Genomic DNA, 24338 nt, shown 5'->3' with positions numbered 1-24338 from the left:
ATGTTTAAAAGTCCAGTTTATAATGTAATACCAGTACCTGTAGAGAAAATAAAAGCCAATGAATATAATCCCAACCATGTAGCAGGTCCTGAAATGAAATTGTTATATGACAGTATAAAGGAGGATGGCTACACAATGCCTATAGTTTGTTACTATGACACTGAAACAGATACGTATATAGTAGTTGATGGGTTTCACAGAAGGCAAATAATATTAAATCACAAAGATATATATGAGCGAGAAAATGGCATGTTACCAGTTAGCATTATAAATAAAAATTTAGGAGATAGAATGGCATCAACAATAAGGCATAACAGGGCAAGAGGAAGCCATGATGTGGATTTAATGAGTAATATCGTAGCTGAATTGCACGAGATGGGAAGAACAGATACTTGGATAGCTAAACATTTAGGAATGGATTTAGACGAAATATTAAGACTTAAACAAATCACAGGTCTAGCATCATTATTTAAAGATAAAGAATTTAGCAAGTCATGGGAAAGCGAATAAAATAACGAGGAGGATTAGTGATTGCTAGTCCTTTTCTTATTTTTTGTTAAAATATATGTTAGAATTAACATAACTATAAATAATAAAGTGGGGGATATTATGGGAATAAATCTTATACCTTTTCTAGTTGAAGCACTATCTACTAATAAAAAAAATATATAGCGATATAGATAAAATATATAACATGGATAAACTTAGATTTATTAAATTAGCAAAAGAAGATGAATTTTATACACATCCAATGGCACAAGAGGGGGACGTAGAGCAGGAATATTATTTTAAAAAAGCATTGGGGATTGTAAATGCATCTAAAGAAGACCAAGAAATTGGAGAGGAATTATTTAAAGTCTTAAAAAAAGGCTGGAGATATGCTTTTACATATGTAGAAAATCATTCAAGAATAATTATTGGAGATTTCCTTGAGAGGTTTATAAAGAAAAATAAAGGCATAGACAATATATCAGATGACTATATGAACTCTAATTTAACTTTAGTAATATTTTTAGCTAATAACTTTGGAAGAGATATAGATCTAGAGGATAGGTTCTGCAATACATACATAGAGTCATTAGTTTTAAGACTTGAACATTATAAATGTGTACATAGAATAAACATTGATGATGCAACTAAGGAACAAAAACAATTAATAAGGAACCTGGAATTAAAATTAAAAAATAATCCTAAGATTAACCCTAAGATACCATGTTCTTATAGAGCTTCAGGTGAGCAACATGAAGGACTTATTATTAATAAAAATAAGCTATCTAAAGAAGATAAATTCTTTTTACCCTTTGAATATATATATGACTTTGAAAAAATGTCACTGATTAGTATTGTAGGTGAGGATATTCTTAAAACAAAAGAAATACAAGAACTAATATATGCTTATTCTCAATTTCAAAAGGAAGATGAAATTGACTATGATGAGTTTTTAAAGTATATATATCCAGCTATACAGATTAGATATCTATGTAAGGAATATAAAAAATCAAAGGAATTCTTCTTTAAAAACTTTAGTGAAGAGCTATATGAAGAAATAAATAAAAAAGACATAGAAAACAAAGAAATTAAAAAGTCTAATTTACTTCTACAAGATGAAAATGAAAGACTTAAGTTAAGGTTAGAAGAGTTAGAAAGAGAAAATAAGAAACTAAATGCTGAACTAAAGAATAGAGAGGACTATAAATCAGAAATAGTTCCTTTAAGAGAGTTTATATTCAATATGGATAGTGTAGAGGACTATAAAGAAGAGGACATAAACTATAAAAAGATAGAGGATCTAAAAGCAGTTATAATTGGTGGCCACCAGCAGTGGCAAAACAAGATGAAAGAATACCTTAAGAGCAGCAGTTTTATTTCAGTAGAGAACCTTAATTTTGATACAGATGTATTGCTAGGTGCAGACATAGTATTTATCTACACCAATTATCTTAGTCATGCAATGTATTACAAAGTTATAGATATAGTTAGAGAACATAATTTAAAAGTTGTTTATTTAAAGTCTAATATAAATCCTGAAATTGTATTAAGCCAAATAGAAAGGAATATAAAATAAGTTTTTAAAAACTTGTTGTCGGTAGTCATGTTGTACGGTATAATATAATTATATTACTATCAGGAAGGATGATTGAATGATTATAGAAAAAGACTTAAAATTATATATGAATAAGGGTGGAAGTGGTAGTGTTAGTGCAAGAGTAACTTTACCTATAGATTGGGTTAGAGCATTGGGGATAGAGGATAGTACTTCTATTCCTGCTAAATTTGAAGATGATAAAATAATTATTTTTAAGAAACCTAAAGGGAATCCTAAAATAATAAAAGAAATAAAAGGACTTATAAAAAAATACAATGAACATCAAGGAGAAAAAGTTTTTTTACAAGAGTTTTCTTCAGGTGAGTGTGTTACCAGTACCGTAGCAGACGAAATAGAAGTTGTAGAAAAAAATGATTGTTTCAACTTTCTATTTAAGCTTAAGGAAAGAGAATTACATGGAGCAGATATATATTATTCCAACTTGAATATATGCACGGAAACAAAGGGGAATAAGTTCATTTTAAAAATCAAATAGATCAAATAAAAACAGGTGATTACAGCATTATAGCTACCTGTTTTTATTTTTTGTAAAAATTCAAAAATAATTTTAAAAAACCTATTGACGGTCGTCAAATTGTACGGTATAATTTAATCAAGATAAAGAAAGGGGATATGAAAGATGAAATTAACAAGCGAAGTAATAAAAAAAGCTCATGTATTAACAAAAGAAATTAAAACTCAATACCCAGAAGTTGACTACAAAGCTCAATTAGGAATATGTCTTTCATTCCTTCTTTCAGAAAAAGAGGGGGTAAAAGAAGTGAAGAAAGAGAGACAAGAGGGAGAGCAATTAGTAGTTGCACTCCTAAAAAGCAAAAGAGAAGGGGCAGTATCAGAAAACACAATATTCGGAAGAAAATACTACATTGTACTTACAGAAGAAAATTACAAGGAAGTTATTCATCAGCTTCAAGGAGTTGAAGCCGACGTAAGAATCATAGGGGGACACAAGGATGTATTTGAATACATTCGTCCTGCTATGGTCCAAAATTCAGAGTTAAAAGCACTATGGAGAAGTGCTTTTGGATACAAGAAATCATTAAGGTAAACTAAGGAATAGAAAAAACGGTTTGCGGTCAGCCTTAAACCGCAGATTAAAAATAAGAGGAGAGATTATAATGAGTAAATTTAAAGTAGGTCAATCAGTAGTTTTAAAAAATTGTGTGTATGGTGGCTATTATGACAGTGAAAAGGGTGGACATATAAGATATAATTTGGAAGCTTCACACGGTGGTAAAGTTGCTAAAATAGACTCTTTAAACGAGAGTGAAAACCATGTCATATACAAAATGAATATAGACAATAACTATTTTAATTATACATTAGGTATGATAGACATTGAAGCAAGTGAAGCAATGAACCAATTCCCTGTTGGTGGGTTTGCAATGGTCCACGAGCCATCGCTAGAAGAATATGAAAAGCTAAATTCAAATGGTTATGATACTTCATCAGAAATTTATGAAGAAGGCCTTCAAGTAGTGGGCCACGTTGAAGGTAAAAACGTCACACTAGAAAATGGTCATGTTTATCCTTATTGGGTATTAAGCCCATTTATTATGGATATATCATATGTTATAGCTAATAGATATAACAATAAATTTATCGACGAAAACGGCAAGGAGTGTCATATTGAATTAGACCATTTAAACAGTGAATTTGGTTGTTATATACACTATGATCATGGTTTCAATTTATATGACATGAGGGTTAAAGCTAATAAAGTTTACCTTGTTGAACATAATCCATGTGATGAAAAAACTTATTCTTTCATTAGTGATGATGAGTTAGACGTAGGGGACATGGTCATTTGCAATACTTGCTATGGTGATAGCTATGGCAAGGTGGTGGATGTTATATTAGAATATAACACTGACCGTAAAAAATGTTATAAAGTTAAATAAAATTTAAAGGAGAGATTAATTGTGTGTAAAAGAATTTATGTAGTAGTAGATAAAGTTGCAGAAGGTAGAATGTGGATTGATAGCTACCTAGAAGAGGAATTATGTTCAGATGAAAACCCATCTGGACTAACATTTCAACAAATTACTGGATCCTTTGGAAACATTGTTTTTGAAGGCACTGAAGAAGAGTGCCAGCAGTATGTAGAAAAGAAAGAAAAAGAAACTCTTAAGTATCATGTATTCTACAACAACTCCGAAAATTTCGGTTGGGTAGAACCAATGCACTGCAATTCAGGACCACTATCACAACACGGAAGATATTCCGATTGGGGTGGATTTGACACAGAAGAGGAAGCAAAAAAATATTTAGAGAAATTAGAAATCATTTAGCACTCAATAGAGTGCTTTTTTTATTTAATTTAAAATTTAATCCTCTTTACTAATATATAAAAATAATGTAAAATACATATGACTATTAGCAAATATTAGGAGGGGTTGAAAGTGAATTTTTTAAAGAAAAAATCATTCTATATACCTGCAGGTATTATTTCATATCTTATATTGTTTGCGACACTAACAAAGCTTGCAGGTGTTTTAACTATGATTGGGGTTATAGGAACAGCATTTTATCTTTTCACTAAAAGTGATAAGTTTAAATCTAAGGGCAAAATTTTTAAATCCTTAACCACTTTTGGATTAGTATTTATATTCTTTTCCTTTGGCGTTGGGGCTTTGAATTATGACCCAGAGGTGATAGAAAAGCAAAATTTAGTAGCTCAAAAGAAAGCAAAAGTTGAAGCAAAGAAACAACAAGAAATAAAACAAGTTAATGGATCTAAAGAAAATAAAAATACAGCAGCTACTAAGGTTGTAACTAATCAAAAGAAGGCTGAAAATAAAAATGTTAATGGAACACTCAAAGTACATTATATAGATGTAGGTCAAGCAGATAGCATATTAATTCAACAAGGGAATAATAGTATGCTAATTGATGCAGGTAATAATGGAGATTCAGAAGTAGTTAAATCTTACATACAAAAGCAAGGAATAACTAGTCTACAATATGTTATTGGAACTCACCCTCATGAGGACCATATAGGTGGATTAGATTATGTTATAAACTCTTTTAAAATAGGCAATGTATTCATGCCTAAAAAAGCTGCAACTACCAAAACCTTTGAAGATGTTTTAAATGCATCAAAAAATAAAGGTTTAAAAATAACTCAACCAGGTGTAGGGCAAAGTTTTAATTTAGGGGAAGCTAAATTTACTATATTAGCCCCTAATCAAATATATGATAATGCAAATGATTGCTCTATTGTTGTTAAATTAACTTATGGAAGTAATTCTTTCTTATTTACTGGTGATGCAGAAGGTACATCAGAAATGGCTATAGTAAACGGTGGCTCAAATATTTCTGCAGATGTACTTAAAGTAGGGCACCATGGTTCTAAAACTTCTACTGTAACTAATTTTTTAAACAAGGTTAATCCTAAATATGCAGTAGTATCTGTAGGCAAAGGAAATAAATATAAACACCCAAGTCAAGGTGTAATGGATAGGCTTAAATCTAAGAACGTAAAAGTTTACAGAACTGATGAAAATGGTACTATTATAGCTACTAGTAATGGTAAGGACATAAAATTTAATTGTAATCCAGCTTCATATAAAGGATTTGCTAGTGGGCAAGATCAAGCTTCAAAGCCTAAATCAAAAACTAATTCATCAACTAAAAAGAGTAATAATGCTCTTAATAAGTCAGCAAATAAAACTACGGTGGTACCAGTACAGAAACCAAAGTCAAAACCAGTTCAAAATACACCACAACAGAAGCCACAAGGTCAAATGGTTTGGTTATCTGCTACAGGAAGCAAGTATCACAATAGATCTAATTGTGGTCGAATGAATCCAAACACTGCTACGAAAGTAACATTAAAGGAAGCTCAAAGACAAGGATATGGCGCTTGTAGCAAGTGCTTCTAGTTAGAGGTAAATCTATGAAGAAAATAAATAAATAAAGTGGCATTAAAAGGAAAACACACACTCATGTAGAATTACTTACATAGAATATATGTGAGGTGGTTCTATGGGGTAAAAAATAAGTTGAAAGAAATAAGAATGAAGGAATACATGCTATCACAGAAAGAGTTTTGTAAGCTTATAGGAATAAGTCAGAGCACTTACAGTTCCATAGAGGCTAATAAAATTCAAGGTAATATAGAAAACATATTAATCATATGTAGAGCACTTAATCGAAAGGTAGAAGAAATATGGTACCTAGTAGATTAGGTGCTATTTTTTTATCATAAATATCGAATTATAGAAATATTTTCGAAAGGTAGGAAACTTTCCGAAGAGTGGTGCATAAGATATAACATAAAGAACAATAAGGGGTTAGAAAGGAGCAAAGAAGTATGATAATAGGAATAGATTTAGGCAACTATGGAGTAAAAACGTCTGAAAGAGTATCATTCTTGAGTAAGATTTCAGATTTAGAAGCTTTTACAGAAGAGAATAAAACTATATATGAAGGCAAAGAGCTTTATGTAGGTGAAGGGGAGTTTTCTACTGATTGGGATAAGAGCATGAAAGAAACTACGTTACCACTGTTATTTACTGCGTTATCTAGAAGCTCTAAAGAGAATGTGTTCCAGGTGGTTTTAGGACTTCCTATACAACAGTATAAGCAAAATAAAGATAAGTTAAAGGACCTCATAGAAAGAAATAGAGGGAAAACATTAAATGTAGATGGAGAGGAAAGAGATATTATTATAGCTGATGTGGAGATAGCTCCAGAAGGTGCTAGTGCTTACTACAACCTTTCTATAGATAATAAAAAACTTATAGGTAATAAACCTCTTACAATAGTAGATATTGGTGGAAGAACCACAGATGTATGCTTATTTAAGGATAAAAAAATAAAAGCATTTAAAACAATTCCAGTAGGAATGTTAAATGTCTATACAGATATAATTACGGAAGTTAATAGCAGATTTACAGAGAGTTTTAAGCTAGAAGATGGAGAGAACATCTTAAAAGAAGGTTTGTTTTTATATGGAGAGCAGCAGGATATAAGCTTTATTAAACCTATATTACAAAGGCATTTTAACTCCATATATAAAGAACTGCAGCTCAATTTTGAATTATCCAAAGGATATGTATTGCTAACTGGTGGAGGCAGCTTAATTTTCAAGAGTGCTTTTAAAAATAGGCTTAGGAATTTAATTATAAGCAATGATCCACTTTATGATAATGCGATTGGGTTTGAGAAAGTAGGTGAACAATTGTGGCTAGAAAGATAAGTGTAAGCTTTAAAGAAACTACTAAAGACTTAGAATTGTACAATATAGTTAACAATATGGAAGATAAGAGCTGTGAAATTAAAAAAATATTAAGGGAGTTTTTAATAGAAAAAAATAATAAAAATGGGAGTGAAATTAAATCTAATAACGAAGATGAAAACATAAATATACTTGATTTTTAGTAAAAATAAAGCCTATCACAAAAGGATAGACTTAGCCCAATGACTATTAGTGCACTTCGTAGACTCCGCTAACTGCGTTACACTCCTAGTCTATGATAGTGATTTTTAAAAGTTGCATAAATTGATTAGTTATAAGTGTATTTAACAGAGAATTAACAATAAATATTTATTTCATTAATATTACAGCAGTTCTAGCACCAGCACTTATGCCTAAGCAAACTAATGCTACTACAAATGTGGTAGTCATGTTATCACCTTCTATTTTTCAATTTATTTATATTATTTACATGAAAGGAGAATTATATGCATGTTTAAAAAAGAAAAAGTTATGACTGTTGAAGAGTTTTTGCAAATTGAAAGGATGAAAGAAATTGAAACTTATATATCTAAGGATAAAAATATAGAAAAAGTATTTATATTTATGTTAGGTTCAGCAATGTATTGCCAAAATGTTATGGCTTACAATGCTGATTTATCTAAAGTTAATAAGGCTGGTAGTGTGATACTAAATATAATACAAACATTCGGGTATTGGGCATGTATAGGTTTATGTATTGTAGATTTACTGAAACATTTATTTGATGGCGATACAAAAAATACAGGGAAAATAATAAGTAGATATGTTGTTGCTTTTTCAGCATTTTATGTTGTCCCTTGGCTATTTGATATCATAAAAAGTATATTTAAATAAGGAGGCTTTACATTATGGATTTTATAAAAGGTAAAACAGTAGATGGTATATTATTTATATTGAAGTCATTAGTTGTGTCATTGCTGAAATTATTTATAAATTGCAGTTATTCTATATGCCTAGCAGCTTGTTTACTATCATTAATCCTTTATATTGGGGGCTTAAAAAAAGCTAGAAAGTATATTCCTATTAGTTTTATTATTTATTTCTTATGCCAATCAATTAAAGGTGTGATTTAAATGCAATCTATGAAACTAAAAGATTATTTTAAATTACAAAAGCCAACTTATAAATACATTAAAATAATACCCCATAAGAGCATAAGAAACTATAATAGTTCCAATATAGCTAAAGCTATGACACATACTTATAAAAATATCACTAAGAGAATAAGAAAAGAAGAAAAGAAATTAATAATAGAGTGTAGGCACAAGATCTCTTACATTATAGACATAACAAAAGATGATATATCTTTTTATTTCATGTACCCAGAGTTTTTTGAAAATATACTTATGGAAAAAGTAAAAGAAACATGGCCCAAAGCTACAATAGAAAAATTAGATAGTATTAATCCGTTAAGTGAGGATAAATGTATATATGAATTACAGTATATTAAAGAAGATGCTTTATCTTTAAGAGTAGATAAAAAGAGCAATGAACCTCTAAACTCTATCTTAAACATACTTGAAATTATGAAAGATGATGATAGAGTATCTATAGTATATAATTTTATTCCAGTATCTCAAAGAGGTTGGAGAAAGATGTATAAAGATACTATAGAAAAAGTAAATAATAATGAACTGGTAGATAAAGAAAAATTTAATGCTAAATATATAGGTCTATCTATAGCAAACTTCCTATTAGACTTTATAGAAGGAACAAAAAATGCAATGTCTGAATTAATGGGTAACGATATAAAAAAAGAAGAGGACAACAGTTTAAGAGCTTTTATTAATGGTTATGAGGATAGGAAAGAATTATCCAATACAACTAAAAAGAAAAAGGATAATAGAATAATAGACACTCAAATAGCGGTTATTAGCTCCAGTAAAGACGTGACTAGAAGAGAAAATAATGCTATATCAATATGCCAAGCTTACAATGTTATCAAGGAGGATAATGAGTTAGCTTATAAAAAAGTTAAAAAAGATTTTAATTTAGATGATGTCATATTCCCTATTGAAGTTAATAAGTTCAGCGTAGATGAATGCTCTAACTTTTTACAAGTACCAGGAAGAGAATTATTAAAAGAACATGGTATAAAACATATAAATACTACAGAAACTTTAATACCAAAGGAACTGCAACAAGGAATAAAAAGTTTAGGAGAGGTTACCTATAGGGGTAGTAAGACTAAAGCTTATTTCCAAGATGAATACAATATAGGCAATTTACCATTGGTTGCTATTGGAGCGCAAGGCAGTGGAAAAACAAGCTATTTAAAAAACTACTCTAAGTATTGTAATAAAGCTAAAGAAGGCTTGATAGTATTAGACTTTATAAAAAACTGTGAGTTATCAGATGATATTGAGAAAACAGTAAGGAAAGAAGATCTAATTGTTTTAGATTTAGCAAAAGAAGAAGATATTCAGGGGTTTGGATTTAATGAAATAACACTTAAAGATGATATGAGCAATTTTGATAAGTTGAATTTAGCTAGTTTACAAGCACAACAAGTTATGGACTTTGTAGATAGTATAAGTATAGGTGATCCTTTATCAAGTAGAATGAGAAGAATTTTAAGTGCTGCTGCTAATGTGGTATTTGTACAAGGGTATACAAGTGTAAAAGAGGTTATATCTTGTCTAGAAGATGATATTATAAGGTCAAGAATGATTAGTAATTTAGATGATGAATTAAAAGAAACACTAGAAGATGACATAAGAACCTTAAATGAATTGAATGACTATGATAAAAATGGACTTATTATAGGCACTAAACACAGTAAAATAGAACACATATTAGATAGAATTTCTATGCTTAGAGAGGATTTTAAACTTAAATTTATGTATAATAAATCAACTAAAAATAACATTAATCTAATTAATCTCATGGAAGAAGGCAAAGTTTTATTAATAAAAATGAAAGAATCTGATTTCCCTACAAAGATGATAAAAAATATATTAATAACTTATTGGATAAGTAAAATATGGTTAGCAAGTCAAATAAGAGGGCAGTTAAATGAAAAACCTTTAAGATGTAATATATTGATAGATGAAGTGTTCCAAGCTCCTACAAGCATGAGGAAGTTAGAATATATATTACCGCAGAGTAGAAAGTTTGGTAGTAAGTTTATATTTACTACACAATATATAAGGCAATTAGATGGTATTTTTGACACTTTAGAAGCTAGTGGAAGCTCCTATATGTTGTTAAAAGGTTGCAATGAGAATGACTTTAACCACTTTAAATCCAAGTTAAATGAATATGAATATGAGGATCTAAGGGATATGAAACAGTTCCATAGTCTTAATTTAATATATTACTCTGGAGGATATGGTAGTTTTATTTCTAAACTTCCACCACCAATAAAATAGAGCGGAGTTTCTACTATTTTTAACAGCATTATGGTATAATTTATATATTGTAGTTATATATTATGAATTTTACAGAGGTAAAAAATATGAATAATATAAATAAAATTGCAGAACTAATAAAATTATATTTACAAAAGAATACTTGTGTAAGAGGTAGGTTAGAAATTAAAAATATAATAGAATTAATACCTGTTTTACAATTTGCGGTTATTGCACTTACATCTATATTTGGGGTTATTAAATATTATAAAACAAAAAATAAGGAAATATATGAAAAAAGGTTAAAAGAAGTTTATGCTCCATTATATATGAGATTAGTCAGTCAGGAAATATATAGAGACATTCTAATAACAGGCAAATCTATCAAAGAAATACCTATTATTTCTGTAAAAGAGAATGAATACAAGAATGGCGAAAGAATCGGTGGAATTTCTATACTTACACAAGAGGATTTTTGGAAAATTATTAACGGTATAAATGGTGGGCTTGCTACACAAGAGTTGTTAACATTAATTGCTCTATATAGATCCCTTGTTGATTTAGAAGAATCTTTAAAAAGAAGTGAAAAAACTGAAGAATTTTTAACAGCTACTATAAAGAAAATTAAGGTTGAATATGATTTATATAAAGAAATTGTAAGAGGGTATACAGAATGTTATAAAAAATTAGGGCTTGATAAATATAGTAAAATAGAGCAGTGGGAAACGAATAATGATGAAATTAAAATTAAGTACAATATAACAGAAGAAGAACGAAAGAGAGTAAGAGAAGAATTAGAAAATAAAGGAGCCAATTAAGGCTCCTTTAATATATCTAACAACTTTTCTTTTATTTTATTATAATTATTTATACCTATATCATATAAACCATTTTCCCATGAAATATATGTAGTAGGTGCAACTTCTAAAACTTTAGCTGCTTTTCTCATGCTGAAGTTATTTTTAATTCTCCAATTCTTTAATTTATCTGCATAGTTAGATAATAATAATTTAGCATAATCATCACATAGGTATTCTAAGTCTAATACAGTCCCCAGTTTGTAAAGAGCTATTCTTGAAGGGTGCTTATAGTCATTTTCATACATATTTATAGCTCCACGGCTAATATTACAAAGTACACTTAATTCTTTTTGTGATAGGTTACGTTTAATTCTAGATTTATAGATTCTTTTTCCAATTGTGTTTTCAGGCAAATTAGCATACAATGTATTATATAGATTAATTACTAAGTTTTGTGTAAAAGTTGTTCTTTGTTGTGACGTGCATCTGTATGTCCAACAAAGAGTCCAGCTTTTTCTCCAGCACAGAACATATTATCTATATCTTTGACTTTTAGAGTATTTTCTCTAATAGCACAAGAAAGATATCTAATAGAATTGCCCTTCCCACCTGCATATGGATCTACATACTTTGCATTTTCTAATCCTTTTATCTTTCTTAATTTTTCTAATGGATAATATGTGGTCATTAATTTTGCATGGCCTGTATCTAATAAAACTACGTTTTCTGCAAATTCTTTTAGAGCATATTGTTGACAGACTTTGATTTTTAATTTATCTAAATTTACATCCTCATCTGGAACTTTTAATATTACTACACCTTTCTCTTCTAACTCTTTTCTTACTTCTGGTGATAAACTTTCTTTAGCTAGCTTACACGAGCCACTAAAAGCTCCGTATACATCTTCTGCTCTTTCTCCCATTAAATCTTTTAATCCTGCTTGCTTTGTTAGACTTACTCTAGGACCGAAAGCTGGGCATCTTAAAACACACATAGAACATCCATTACCGTATTTTAAGCAATTACCCATAGGTCCTGTGCTTCCTGTAGTCTCAATAAAGGAATCACCCTTAACAAAGGTACCATCTGATAAATATATTCCTTCTATTTTCTTCTCTTTTACTTCTACATCTACTACCCTAGTTAGGGTATGAATATTAATTCCCATTGATTCTAAATGTCTCCTAACTATTGGCTCTATGTTATTTACATCATAAAGCCAAGCGTGCTTATGTCCTGGAAATCCCATGTTTTTATGCAATGAGTTTTCATCACATATATTTATTAAATCTCCAGCACCTAAAGCTTTTAGTTCTTCTGCAGCGGTATATCTGCCATTATTTCTCATTATTCCTCCAATATTACCTAATCCCAAAAGCATATCAGTCTTTTCATATAAATGGACTTCTGCTCCTGCCTTTCTAGCAGTGATAGAAGCAGCACAACCTGCCCAACCACCTCCGATTATAATTATCTTCAAAATAATCTCCTCCCCTCTAATACAAACTTAGGATCCGTCTGCATTTTACAAAGCCTTCTAAGTTTATGATCCTGATTTTTTCTAGTACAACAGCCACATACTCCTTCACCACAACACATTTTTGTGTTGTTACAACAGGTATAATTTATAAAATTACTTTTATCTTTCTCATTAATTTCTTCTATACATTTCATAATGTCATAATTTAAAATATCTGCGCAGGATGAATGTACTAATGAAACCTTTTCCTTTGAAATTAAATTCATTAAAAAGTCCTTAAAATCATTTCTTATAGTACCTTTTTCAAAAGTGTTTAAGAAATATACCTCTTTTGCATATCTATTTAAGTATTCTGTTACAAAAGAATGAGGATATTTACCATTATCAACTAAAGCTATAACCTTATTTCCCTGTTCATATAAAGATTTCAAAACCGGTATAGAAGGTGCCTGTCCAATACCTCTTGAAATTATTATGGAAGTTCCATCTTTTTGTTCTTTTATATGTCTAAGACCTAAAACCCCATTCCAATAAGGTCCTTTTACTAAAATTTTATCTCCCTTTTGAAGTTTATTTAATCTATGTGTTTTTACTCCTTTTTCTTCTATAGCTAGGATAATTTCTTTATCCTTAGTGTTAATATCCATAATTGATATAGCAGTATCAAAATAATTTGTGTCATTTGGGGATTTTAAAAATATAAAGCTACCTACATTAGTAAGATTTCTTACTAAATACTCATCAGTTTTAACTACAATTATAAATAAATCTTCATTAGCTGTAATTTTGTCTTGAATAATTCCCTGGAAATATTTTCTACCATTTTTAGCTTTTCCATTATTCCAAATAAGTTCTTGGTATATACAAACCCCTTTCCAATTAGTACAGTTACATTCCCCATTTTTCTGTAATTCATTACATTGAATACAATTTCCTGTTTCCCCTAAATGACATGGGCAAAACTCTGTTCCTGCATCTATACACTCAAATGGCTCAAAACTCATATAATTTCCTCCATTTCTTACTCTACTAATAAAATATTTAAGCCACCCTTGTTTTGTTACATAAATTATTAAAAATACAGTTATACTTAGTGGAGGGGAAAATAAATATTAAGTTATGGAAAGTATGATGTTTGTATATTTTCTTTCATACATAAAAATATTTTAATATTCTATATAGAATAGAATTAACTCCTTTAAATTAGATTTCATCTAATTTAAAGGAGTTAATCTTAATAAGTATGGTTATATGTGTAAGAAAGTTACATATTTTCATGCTATATAGTATGATTTATATAATTAGAAATTATATTAAATAATATTAATAAGGAGGCTCCTATTATAGTATTTAATATACAAACTTTTATCTTTAATTTATTAGAAATATTCATATCTTTGCAGTACTTTATTATTTTATATATAAAGTATATAGCAATAAACCAAGGAGTAACTCCTTCAATAGAAAATATAGGACCTAATATCAATATTATTATAAATGGTATAGAAAAAGAGGGTATATTCATGTTTAAGGCTCCTTTCTAAAGTGGTTTGCTTCTATAATTTTATCACTATACTTAACTGCTTTTAAGAACATATCTATTTCTTTTTTAGTTAAATTTATTGACTGAATGTTTCCATTTGGTAAAATAACAAAATTACGTTTAGTATTTAAAAGGTTCCTACCCATAGAGGTATAAGTATACTTATTAGGATCTACTCCCATTAGATAAGAAAGGGTAGGGAGAATATCTACTTGTCCACCAGAGGTATCTATAATTTCATTTTTATAGTTTTTAGAGTAAACTATCAATGGAACGTTTTGATTGTTATTTTTCATCCATTCAGGAATATCCTTCATATTTGCTACTTGATCTTTAAAGAACCTGTGAGGGCCTTCATGATCACCGTAGAACACTAAGACTGAATCATCTAAAATAGATGCTTTATCTAATTCATTTATAAAATCTCCAATGGCTTCATCTGTATAATGTATAGATTCAAAGTATCGTCCAAGGGGAGTACCTTTTAATTTACTTGGAATATTAATGGTTTTATGTTTATCAGGTAGATTAAATGGTGCATGGCTTGTTAGGGTTATAGAAAAACTAAAAAAAGGTTTTTCTTGTTTAGAAAGTATAGGTACAAGCTGCTTAAAAAAGCTTTCATCACTAAGACCAAGACCAATTTTTTCATCTATATTAAAGTAACCTGAATCTATACAAGTATTAAATCCTATAGATTTTAATGAAGGTAACCAATTCCAATATGAGCCTCTATCAGGATGAACAGCTAAGGTATTGTAGCCTATTCCTTCTAAAAGTTCAGGAAGGGAAGAACTATATGTATTATTGGGATATCTAAAAAAAGTACTTCCACGTCTTACAGGGAATATAGAAGTATTGCATAAAAGTTCTCCATCAGAGGTAGTTCCATTGTAAGTTTGTTCTTTTATATTTTTAAAATAAATACTATTTTTTATAAGCTTATTTAAATTCGGTGTAATTTCTTTACCATTTACACTTTTATTTATTACAAAGTTTTCAAGGGACTCAACTTGTATAATTATAAGGTTTTTTCCTTTGAACATCCCCTTATATTTGTTATCTGGTAGTATTTCAGCTTTATTTTTAAACCAATTATTAATTTCATTTTTTTCTCTATCGCTTAACTCATGTTTTTTACTATCCTTATAGTATGTATATCCATCATATATATGATATCCTATAGGAGTTAAATTAAACATAGTTTCGTTTTGTTCCCAAGCGGTATAAAAAATATGTTGATTTGAGAAACATTTTTTATTTATATCTATTTTATAGTGGGCATAAGTTAAATACATTATAGGTATAAAAAATAAAATAAAAAAACAAGTGAAATTTCTATTAAGACCTTTATATTTATTTCTTATCTTTATGAAGTATACAAATAATATAGCTATATCCAATAAGAAGAGCATATCTATAGGTCTAAACATAGCAAAAATACTTTCAGAAAGATTATTTAAGTTAGCTGTATATTTTATCATATGAAAAGTTAAAAAAGAACGATTACTTCTAAAGTACCAAAGATCTCCTATGAGTATTATGGTTAATAAAATATCTAGAATTAAAAAACTAAACAAACGAACTTGTCCTTTAAAAACATATGCAAAGGAGAGAAAAATACATAAAAAACTAACATATACAAGTATGGGTGGGATACTATAAAATATTATTCTAAAGTTTATTTTGGAAGCATTGTCATCTACTATAATAGTAAAGAATAACAACATTTTTAAGGCAATAACAAAAAAAGTAATCTTAAAAGCATTATCCCTAAATATTATTTTTAAATTGTTGTAAATATTTAAAATAAATTTTGGAATTTTAATGTCTGATGATAATATAGTATTCGAAGTCAATTTTATAAACATCCTTTCTAAAGTAAAATAAGAATAATCAATCCTACAATGAAATTATATAATATATGTAGATTATAAGTTGTAAAAGAAATATGAAGGGTATACCATATTTAAATTTAGGATGTTTTGTTTTATGCCTAAAAGTCTTCATACCTATATAAGATCCAATACTACCACCGAATAATGCAACTAAAATTAAGGTGTTTTCTTTTATTCTCCATTCATGGTTTCTAGCTCTGTTTTTATCAATTAACATAATAATAAATCCGAAAATATTTATTAAAGCTATATAAATAAAAAATGAATTTTTAGTAAAATTACTCATATTTGCCTCCAAAAGTTATAAATATTTTAATATTATTATAACATAAAATATCCTAAGAAATATGAAGTGATTATAGGTTTTTACTAATAACTTTATAAGTCTTTTAATATAATATCTAGAGGTGATATGGGATGAATTCTTTTTCTGATTTAGATCCTACAGAAATAGTTATTATAATTAATTTCTTAACACTGATTTTAGTTGAAAACAAAACTACAGATGAACTTAATATATTAGGCAATCTTTTAGTTGGTGTTGGTACAAATATGTTAACTATTGCTGCTATAAAACAAAGTATGTCTAATAATAGTCAATCATCTACAGTAAACAATACAGCAAATAATTCTAATAGTAACCAAAGAAATAATACCAACAACAATAATAACAATAATAATAATACCAATAACAATAACAATAATAATACAAATTAAGATTTACATAGTGAATAAAAAATTAAAAATAAAAAGTAGTTAGGGAGTGAACATATGGAACAGTATATTGATATAGATCATGGAAAATTGTATGTTAAAATTTTAGGACAGGGGGAGCCAATTTTATTTATTCATGGTGGTCCAGGATTGTGTCACAATTATTTTCTACCATATCTAGAAGCTTTAAGTGAAAATAATATGCTGATATTTTATGATCAAAGAGGAAATGGAAAATCCTACTTTAAACTTCAGGATGAAAGTAACCTTAGTATAGAAGAGTTTATAGAAGATATTGAAAGGATTAGAAAAGCACTGTTTTTAGATAAAATAAATATATTTGCTCACTCTATGGGTGGCTTTTTTGCTATTAATTATGCTTTGAAATATGGAGAGAAATTAGATAAGTTAGTATTATCTAATTCCATACCACTAAACTTTGAAGATTTTGAAAAAATGAATATAATTAAAAAAAGTAAAATACATCCTGTGGATTTTTCAAGGTTATTGCAATTACAACAAATGAAAGAGTTTAAGGAATATGATGAAGATATTTTTTACGAATATATTAGCATATTAGAAAAATCAAGTTTTATACATGAAGAAAACTGTAAAAATATAACCTCATCTTTGGAGTTTAATAAAGACAACTACGAAAACTTTTTAAAAATTAATGTTAAAGTTATTAGTGAATATATGTATAATATTAAGTTTAAAAGTCTTAACTTAAAAAACATAAAATCTAAAACACTTTTATTATATGGAATTCAAGATTTTATTCCTTATTCTTCTTTTGAATATTTTAAAAATAATATTTCTAACTGTAACATAGAATTTATGGATAAATCGGGGCATTATCCTTTTATTGAAGAAAATAGAAAAACCATAAGTATATTAAGTGGTTTTTTTCAATAAAAATACATTAATATTTAATAAAGATTATTTTTATTTAATTTTAAATTAAATAAATAATACATAAAAATATATTACATATAATATATGGAAAAATATTTTTATGTAGTGTATAATAAAATTAAATATGATTTTGTCAGTTTTTATATTATTTTTATCCTTGACTATTCGCTATAATACTCCAATATTATTCAAAATGAGAGTAAGGTAGATTGTCTATGGATAAGGGTTTCTAAGGTGTTGTTTGGGGGAAAATTAAGTGTGTAACTTAGAAACCTGTTTATACTATAGTAGGGAAATGAGGGGTAATATGAAAATGGAGGTATTTATAAAAAGATTTATTGTAGTAAGTTTATTTTTAATTTATATATTTTTTCTGGTCAATATAAGTTTATTTAAATTTACACCAGTAGAAAATATTAAAAGTAACTTTAATTATTTTAGTATTAAACAGCTAAGAAATAGGATAGTTTATTGTAACTTTATGCCACTGAAAAGCATTAAGTCTCATTTTAAACCTTCTTTAGATTTAGTTTCTCTTTTTAAAGACTTTGTAATTGGAATTGTTTTCTTTGCTCCATTTGGTTTTTTTATACCATTTGTAAGTAAAAGATATAGAACTATTGATAAGGTATTGAAGCTTACAGTCTATTTTAGCTTTTTTATAGAGATTACAAAAGTAATTTATGGACTTGCTGATTTTAACATAGATAACATATTATTAAATGTAATTGGATCCACCATAGGCTTTTTTTATGTTTGTAGTTTGAGAAAAAAAAGAATTAGGGAAAAAAGAAAAAATAAAATAAAATATAAAACTGTTGAAATTTAATATAAAATAGAATAAACTAAATGTAACAAAAAATTTGTACTATACTTGTTGAAACATGTTGGAATTTAAATTAAAATGTATATGTAGCAAATTGTTTTTAAAATAGTTATAGAAAGAGTGTGAAAAAATGGATAACGAAAAGAAAAACAATTTAGATAAAAAATCTAAGGAAAAAATTAATAAGAAAAGCAAACTAGAGAAAAATAAAGAGGAAATCATAAAACACCTTCATGAAATGAAGGATAGTGATATTTTTGGGTCTAAGTCAAAATATGCAGAGAGAATGGAAAATGATTTAGAAGAACAGAGATACATAAAAGAAATGCAGGATATGGAAGATAAGTTGGCTAAAAAAAATAATATAGTTATAATTAGTGTTGTAGGGGTTGTTTTAGCTGTTGTTATCGGACTAGGAATTAAAATTATGAGTGCACCAGTAAAGGACTTTACAATTAATAATAAAACTAAAGTGGAAGATACAACTAAAAATAATGATGGAAAAGAGAACTCAACTAAAAAAGAAGAAGAGGCTATAAAAGAAAATAAAGAAAATAATCCAGATACGAATAATAAAGAAAATTTACCAGAACAAAATTATAAAATTTATACATATGCAGTGGGAACAGAAAATAGAAATAATGCTATTAAAGAAGCTATAAAGATAAATGAAAATAATAAATCTGGTATTACAGCTATATTTATAACAGAGATATTAAGAAAATCTGAGGTACAAGTACCTATAACTGTAACCAATACAAAGGCTTTAGTAGAAGACCTACAAAATAAAGGTTGGAAGAAAGTTTCTGATCCTAAGGGACTTAAAAAAGGTGATATATGCTTTACAACAGATATGTCAGATATGCAAGGCTATCCATCACATGTATATATATTTATGGGGTGGGTAAAAGAAGGAGATACAAGAGAGGCATATATATGTGACAGCTTAGTGGAGCAAAACGGTGATTCTATTCATAAGAGAAACATAGACTATGCTACAGAAGATAAGCAAAAAATGAGTTTTTATATGAGAAAAGAATAATATAGTATTAGGTAAAAAGGCTAGAATGTAATGATTCTAGTCTTTTTTTAATTGTGTTATACTATTTAAACTTAATGTTATGTATTATTACTGATTAATCAATATATAATATATAATATATTGCATATTGTGTATTTACATAGAAATAAATTAATGATATTATGATTATAAAAGATTACATAAGAACTTATATAAATTTCCTAAGATTTTTGTACTTTCACAATGTCCATAGGAAGAAAGAAAATGGAGGGTTTCCCATGTTATTATCTAAAAAGGCAATGCAAATATCACCATCACTTACACTAGCAATTACTGCACAAGCTAAAAAAATGAAATCACAAGGCTTAGATGTAATTGGTTTTGGAGCAGGAGAACCAGATTTTAATACACCAGAAAACATTGTAGAAGTTGCAATAGATGCAATTAAAAGCGGAAAAACAAGATATACAGCTGCATCAGGAATTATAGAATTAAAAGAGGCTATTGTAGAAAAATTTAAAGTTGATAACGGATTAAATTATAAGACTAGTCAAATTATTATATCTACAGGAGCTAAACAATGTTTAGGAAACGCTTTTCAGGCTATATTAAATCCAGGAGATGAAGTTATAGTTCCAAGTCCATATTGGGTTAGTTATCCTGAACTTATAAAATTGGCAGATGGTATTCCTGTATTTGTAGATTGTAGTGAAGAAAATAATTTTAAACTTAAAATAGAAGATTTAAAAAATAATATAAATAATAAAACAAAAGCTTTAGTATTAAATAGTCCAAGCAATCCAACAGGAGCTGTTTACACTAAAGAGGAACTTTTAGAAATTGCTGAAGTTGCAAAAACAAATGACCTAATAATTATTTCTGATGAGATTTATGAGAAATTACTTTATGGCGAAAAAGAACATATAAGTATAGCATCCCTATCAGAAGATGCATTTAATCGAACCATAGTTATTAATGGAGTTTCTAAGGCTTATGCTATGACTGGTTGGAGAATAGGCTATGCAGCAGGATCAGAAGAAGTTATAAAACTTATGTCAAATATACAAAGTCATACCACCTCAAACCCTAACTCTATAGCACAATATGCTTCTGTAGAAGCTTTAAAGGGAGACCAAGAAAAGGTACAGGCTATGGTAGAGGAGTTTAAAAACAGAAGAGATTTTATGGTACATAAGATAAACTCTATAGAAAATTTATCTTGTAAAAAGCCAGAGGGAGCTTTTTATGTTATGGTTAACATATCAAAATGCTTAGATAAAACTTTTAAAGGGGAAATTTTAAAAGACTCTTTAACCTTTGCGAAATATCTTCTAGAAGAAGAAAAAGTTGCTGTAATTCCTGGAATAGCTTTTGGAGTTGACGAATTTATAAGATTATCCTATGCAACTTCTACGAAAAATATAGAAGAAGGCTTAAATAGATTAGAAAGTTTTATTAAAAAACTTAAATAATAATTTGCTTATATATTAGTTATTCAAAGTAAACTTATTTTAAGTATAGTATTGTAATATGCTATAAAAAATAAAATTCAAGGGGCTGTTGCACTAATAAATTTACGTGCAATATATTGATTTAAAATTTTAAATTAGCACAATATATTTTGGTATTTATTCTTAATGTGACAGTACCAAAAAATAGCAGTAAAAGTTTCTACAGAAATTTTTACTGCTCTTTTTATAAGTCTTTTAATATTAAGTTATATTATATATAATAGTATTTAAGTATAGTTCATTCCATGACTATCTGCTCTAATATTCCCATGGAACTCTGGGAAAGCCATTCGCAGCAAACATAAGATTTGGGCTCTCTATTTTTCTTAAAGTGGGAGAAAAGGACAGCTACATTCCTGGATAAGAACTAGGCATTTACTACAAAAGAAAAATATAATAGAAGAAAGTGAAGAGGAAATTAAAATGGAGATATTAATAAATACATCTAATCATATATCTGATCTTCAGAGGTTTGAAAATAGTTCTTTAAATTTAGAAGAATTTTTAATAGATAATAAGCTTACAGGAGTAGAACTTATTCAATGTGGACCTTTAGATGAAAGTGCCTTAAATAAGAAGTTGATTAAGGGGGTTCATCTTAGATATTATCCTATATGGCTTGATTTTTGGAAAGGGGATAAAAAATCTTTATTAAAACAGTTCGGTAGTGAAGAGTCAATAAGCTCTTTTTATGGAGAAGAAGGAATAGAAGGAGTAATAAAACAATATAGAAAAGAATTAAATTTTGCAAAGGAAGTGGGAGCAAAATACGTAGTTTTTCATGTATCCCATGTTGAAATGTCTCATGTGTATAATTATAATTTTACATACAGCAATAAAGAAGTCATAGATGCTAGTATAGATTTTTTAAATAAAGTTTTGCAAGGTTTTGAGGCAGATTTTTATCTTTTATTTGAAAATCTTTGGTGGCCAGGATTAGATTTTTTAGATAGACATTCTCTAGAAAGGTTAATTAATGAAGTTAATTTTAAAAATAAAGGTTTTATGTTAGACACAGCTCATTTAATTAATACTAATATAGATATAAATACAGAGGAAGAGGGAGTTTCTTATATATTAAATACCATAGAAAACTTAGGAGATTTAAAAGAATATATAAAAGGTATTCATTTCAATCTTTCCCTATCTGGAGCCTATGTAAGAGAGAAAATAAAAAGTAAATCACCCTATATAGAGCCTAAGAATAAAGAAGATTTTTATGAGAATTTTAAAATAGCTTATGATCATATTTTCAACATAGATTGGCATAAGCCTTTTACAAACAAAAAAGCTAGAGAGATTTTAGATTTAATTGATCCTCAGTTTTTAGTATATGAATTTTCAGCAAAAACAAGTGAAGATTTAGAGAATTATATAAAAGAGCAGCATAAAGCATTAGGAATATAGACTTAAAAATAATTTGAGAGTATTTATCCCATGACTATAGGTGACAACACTTTCATCTTATTTGAAATGGGCAAAAAAGTATTAAATTCAGGGAGAGTTTTTAGTTTAAACTTTGAGAAAGGAGTTAAATTTATTGAATAAGGATTTAATTACCAATAAATATGGTGAGTATAATATTATAGAAAATACAGCAAAAGTTCATTTTATAGAGCATTTTTTAAAAGTAAAGGCTGTAAAAAGCATGCATACAGCTAAGAGTTATGAAAGAGATATTAAAGATTTCTTCTCTGTTAGAGATATACGTGAAATTACCATGGAAGATATAAGAAAAGTTAATTTTCTACATGCAGAACAGTATATAATGCATCTTAAGTCTAAAGGTTATGCCACTTCTAGCATTAATAGAAAGCTATCCTCCTTAAGTGCACTTTATAAGTGGCTTTTAAAGTATAGAGATAACGAAAGAAATCTTTGTATAATAAAATATAATCCTTTTTCAGACTTAAAAGAAGAAAAGCCTACAGTAGTTACAAAAGAAACTGAGTTTTTAACTGAGCATGAATGTAAGATTCTATTAAATAGTATAGATATTAGTACTTTAATAGGACTTAGAGATAAGGCAATAATAGCTTTAGCCCTAACAACGGCCTTAAGAAAATCTGAGATTATAAATATAAAGTTAAGTCATATAAAAACCTTTGGAGAATATGATATAGTGGAAGTTACGAGAAAAGGTGGAAAAAAAGATTTTGTAAAACTTCAACCTCATGTAAAAGGATTAATCTTAGAATATATGAAAAAAACTAATAGAAGTTTTGAAAGTAATGGAGAAGAGTATTTATTTATAGGACATTCATCTAATGGATTAAACGGTAAAAAATTAAATCATAATACCTTAAATTTAATAATTCGTAGGGTTTGTGAGAATGCTGGAATCAAAAAGAAACTAAAAGTTCACTCAACAAGACATACAGCTATAACCTTAGCCATTCAATCTGGTGCAACCTTAGAAAAAGTTAGAGATTTTGCAGCCCATAGCAATATAGCAACAACAAACAAATATATACATTCTATAGACAAGCTTAAAAATAACCCCGGAGATTTAATAGACATATTATAATTGATTTTAATATTAAAATACATCTAGATAATTATACATTTAGCCTATATCTTTAACTATGAAAATTAAGATATAGGCTTATTTTTATATATTTAAAGGAAACACCTACTCCATTTCATTACGTAGGTGTAAGTTCCACTGGCCAAATATAAAATTTGAAGTCTCATTTAAATTTAAATATGTATTTATGAATTAAAAAAACAAAGGATAAAAATAAAAAAGTGAAATATTGACCATGTGTTTCTTGCGTGATATACTTAGGAAGACTAAAAATGAAATACTATTTAATATATAAAACATATTTAAATTATACATAAATAATAGAAATAACATTTAAAAAGTAGGCTTATATCAAGTGCAAATAAAGTATTAGACTTAAATTTAAAAATGATATTTAGTTTTAG

General features: G+C 27.9%; 26 protein-coding genes and 1 pseudogene. 21 read left to right on the top strand and 6 right to left on the bottom strand.

Features of this window, described 5'->3' with window-relative positions; all coding sequences use genetic code 11:
* From FNZ64_RS12730 to FNZ64_RS12665, 14 genes are all read left to right on the top strand, one after another.
* The gene (locus FNZ64_RS12730; RefSeq protein ID WP_142415383.1) at nucleotides 1-510 is read left to right on the top strand and encodes an IbrB-like domain-containing protein; all 510 of its coding nucleotides are present in this window, start codon (nucleotides 1-3) and stop codon (nucleotides 508-510) included.
* Nucleotides 511-637: 127 nt separating this feature from the next.
* On the top strand, nucleotides 638-2065 hold the full coding sequence (locus FNZ64_RS12725) for a hypothetical protein (protein WP_207705527.1): 1428 nt from the start codon (nucleotides 638-640) through the stop codon (nucleotides 2063-2065).
* 76 nt (nucleotides 2066-2141) lie between these two features.
* Nucleotides 2142-2582 (top strand): AbrB/MazE/SpoVT family DNA-binding domain-containing protein, encoded by a 441-nt coding sequence (locus tag FNZ64_RS12720; protein WP_142415382.1) that lies wholly within the window; start codon nucleotides 2142-2144, stop codon nucleotides 2580-2582.
* A gap of 144 nt (nucleotides 2583-2726) precedes the next feature.
* Nucleotides 2727-3155, top strand: coding sequence for a hypothetical protein (locus FNZ64_RS12715; protein ID WP_142415381.1), 429 nt, complete (start codon nucleotides 2727-2729; stop codon nucleotides 3153-3155).
* Between the two features lie 70 nt (nucleotides 3156-3225).
* Nucleotides 3226-4008 (top strand): hypothetical protein, encoded by a 783-nt coding sequence (locus FNZ64_RS12710; protein ID WP_142415380.1) that lies wholly within the window; start codon nucleotides 3226-3228, stop codon nucleotides 4006-4008.
* Nucleotides 4009-4029: 21 nt separating this feature from the next.
* Entirely contained in the window at nucleotides 4030-4398 is a 369-nt protein-coding gene (locus FNZ64_RS12705) for a hypothetical protein (protein WP_142415379.1), read from the top strand.
* A 111-nt stretch (nucleotides 4399-4509) separates the two neighbouring features.
* Nucleotides 4510-5991, top strand: coding sequence for a ComEC/Rec2 family competence protein (locus FNZ64_RS12700; protein WP_243129274.1), 1482 nt, complete (start codon nucleotides 4510-4512; stop codon nucleotides 5989-5991).
* 120 nt (nucleotides 5992-6111) lie between these two features.
* Nucleotides 6112-6297 (top strand): helix-turn-helix transcriptional regulator, encoded by a 186-nt coding sequence (locus FNZ64_RS12695; RefSeq protein ID WP_279233277.1) that lies wholly within the window; start codon nucleotides 6112-6114, stop codon nucleotides 6295-6297.
* A 125-nt stretch (nucleotides 6298-6422) separates the two neighbouring features.
* Nucleotides 6423-7310: a ParM/StbA family protein gene (locus FNZ64_RS12690; RefSeq protein ID WP_142415378.1), complete on the top strand. Its 888-nt coding sequence runs from the start codon at nucleotides 6423-6425 to the stop codon at nucleotides 7308-7310.
* The gene (locus tag FNZ64_RS12685; protein ID WP_142415377.1) at nucleotides 7295-7492 is read left to right on the top strand and encodes a circadian clock-controlled protein; all 198 of its coding nucleotides are present in this window, start codon (nucleotides 7295-7297) and stop codon (nucleotides 7490-7492) included. The genes FNZ64_RS12690 and FNZ64_RS12685 overlap by 16 nt, the downstream gene beginning before the upstream one ends.
* 307 nt (nucleotides 7493-7799) lie before the next feature.
* Complete coding sequence (locus FNZ64_RS12680) at nucleotides 7800-8183, top strand: hypothetical protein (RefSeq protein ID WP_142415376.1); 384 nt, start codon at nucleotides 7800-7802, stop codon at nucleotides 8181-8183.
* 14 nt (nucleotides 8184-8197) lie between these two features.
* Nucleotides 8198-8422: a hypothetical protein gene (locus tag FNZ64_RS12675; RefSeq protein ID WP_142415375.1), complete on the top strand. Its 225-nt coding sequence runs from the start codon at nucleotides 8198-8200 to the stop codon at nucleotides 8420-8422.
* A complete protein-coding gene (locus FNZ64_RS12670) occupies nucleotides 8423-10720 on the top strand; it encodes a type IV secretory system conjugative DNA transfer family protein (protein WP_142415374.1) in 2298 nt (765 codons plus the stop codon).
* A gap of 86 nt (nucleotides 10721-10806) precedes the next feature.
* A complete protein-coding gene (locus tag FNZ64_RS12665) occupies nucleotides 10807-11517 on the top strand; it encodes a hypothetical protein (RefSeq protein ID WP_142415373.1) in 711 nt (236 codons plus the stop codon).
* Here the strand turns inward: FNZ64_RS12665 and FNZ64_RS12660 are convergent.
* The 6 genes and pseudogenes from FNZ64_RS12660 to FNZ64_RS12635 all read right to left on the bottom strand — a co-directional run bounded on the left by FNZ64_RS12660 (nucleotide 11514) and on the right by FNZ64_RS12635 (nucleotide 16706).
* Nucleotides 11514-11924, bottom strand: coding sequence for a helix-turn-helix transcriptional regulator (locus FNZ64_RS12660; RefSeq protein WP_142415372.1), 411 nt, complete (start codon nucleotides 11922-11924; stop codon nucleotides 11514-11516). The genes FNZ64_RS12665 and FNZ64_RS12660 overlap by 4 nt on opposite strands.
* A gap of 56 nt (nucleotides 11925-11980) precedes the next feature.
* Nucleotides 11981-12979 (bottom strand): annotated as a pseudogene (locus FNZ64_RS12655) (FAD-dependent oxidoreductase); the annotation flags it as partial.
* Nucleotides 12976-13983: a sulfide/dihydroorotate dehydrogenase-like FAD/NAD-binding protein gene (locus FNZ64_RS12650; protein WP_142415370.1), complete on the bottom strand. Its 1008-nt coding sequence runs from the start codon at nucleotides 13981-13983 to the stop codon at nucleotides 12976-12978. The pseudogene FNZ64_RS12655 and the gene FNZ64_RS12650, both read right to left, overlap by 4 nt.
* A 275-nt stretch (nucleotides 13984-14258) precedes the next feature.
* Nucleotides 14259-14504, bottom strand: a complete 246-nt coding sequence (locus FNZ64_RS12645; RefSeq protein ID WP_142415369.1) for a hypothetical protein — start codon at nucleotides 14502-14504, stop codon at nucleotides 14259-14261.
* A 2-nt stretch (nucleotides 14505-14506) separates the two neighbouring features.
* Nucleotides 14507-16006 carry an LTA synthase family protein gene (locus FNZ64_RS12640; RefSeq protein WP_185903779.1) on the bottom strand — a complete coding sequence of 500 codons (1500 nt, stop codon included), beginning with the start codon at nucleotides 16004-16006 and terminating at the stop codon, nucleotides 14507-14509.
* Between the two features lie 418 nt (nucleotides 16007-16424).
* Nucleotides 16425-16706, bottom strand: a complete 282-nt coding sequence (locus tag FNZ64_RS12635) for a DUF1294 domain-containing protein (RefSeq protein ID WP_142415367.1) — start codon at nucleotides 16704-16706, stop codon at nucleotides 16425-16427.
* 131 nt (nucleotides 16707-16837) lie between these two features.
* On the opposite strand from FNZ64_RS12635, the gene FNZ64_RS14760 reads away from it, so the two are divergent.
* From FNZ64_RS14760 to FNZ64_RS12605, 7 genes are all read left to right on the top strand, one after another.
* Entirely contained in the window at nucleotides 16838-17137 is a 300-nt protein-coding gene (locus FNZ64_RS14760; RefSeq protein ID WP_185903778.1) for a hypothetical protein, read from the top strand.
* A gap of 54 nt (nucleotides 17138-17191) precedes the next feature.
* Complete coding sequence (locus FNZ64_RS12630; RefSeq protein WP_142415366.1) at nucleotides 17192-18049, top strand: alpha/beta fold hydrolase; 858 nt, start codon at nucleotides 17192-17194, stop codon at nucleotides 18047-18049.
* A gap of 307 nt (nucleotides 18050-18356) precedes the next feature.
* Nucleotides 18357-18878, top strand: a complete 522-nt coding sequence (locus FNZ64_RS12625; RefSeq protein WP_185903777.1) for a VanZ family protein — start codon at nucleotides 18357-18359, stop codon at nucleotides 18876-18878.
* A gap of 127 nt (nucleotides 18879-19005) precedes the next feature.
* A complete protein-coding gene (locus tag FNZ64_RS12620) occupies nucleotides 19006-19917 on the top strand; it encodes a hypothetical protein (RefSeq protein ID WP_142415364.1) in 912 nt (303 codons plus the stop codon).
* Nucleotides 19918-20174: 257 nt separating this feature from the next.
* Nucleotides 20175-21368 carry a pyridoxal phosphate-dependent aminotransferase gene (locus FNZ64_RS12615; RefSeq protein ID WP_142415363.1) on the top strand — a complete coding sequence of 398 codons (1194 nt, stop codon included), beginning with the start codon at nucleotides 20175-20177 and terminating at the stop codon, nucleotides 21366-21368.
* A 462-nt stretch (nucleotides 21369-21830) separates the two neighbouring features.
* Nucleotides 21831-22814 (top strand): TIM barrel protein, encoded by a 984-nt coding sequence (locus tag FNZ64_RS12610; protein WP_142415362.1) that lies wholly within the window; start codon nucleotides 21831-21833, stop codon nucleotides 22812-22814.
* A gap of 133 nt (nucleotides 22815-22947) precedes the next feature.
* Nucleotides 22948-23934 (top strand): tyrosine-type recombinase/integrase, encoded by a 987-nt coding sequence (locus tag FNZ64_RS12605; protein WP_243129273.1) that lies wholly within the window; start codon nucleotides 22948-22950, stop codon nucleotides 23932-23934.
* The last annotated feature ends 404 nt before the right edge of the window (nucleotides 23935-24338 follow it).

The organism is Hathewaya massiliensis, from assembly GCF_902143515.1.
GTDB classification, from domain to species: Bacteria; Bacillota; Clostridia; order Clostridiales; family Clostridiaceae; genus Hathewaya; species Hathewaya massiliensis.
The sequence above is the reverse complement of the archived record's forward strand: the minus strand, read 5'-3'. Positions and strand labels throughout refer to the sequence as shown.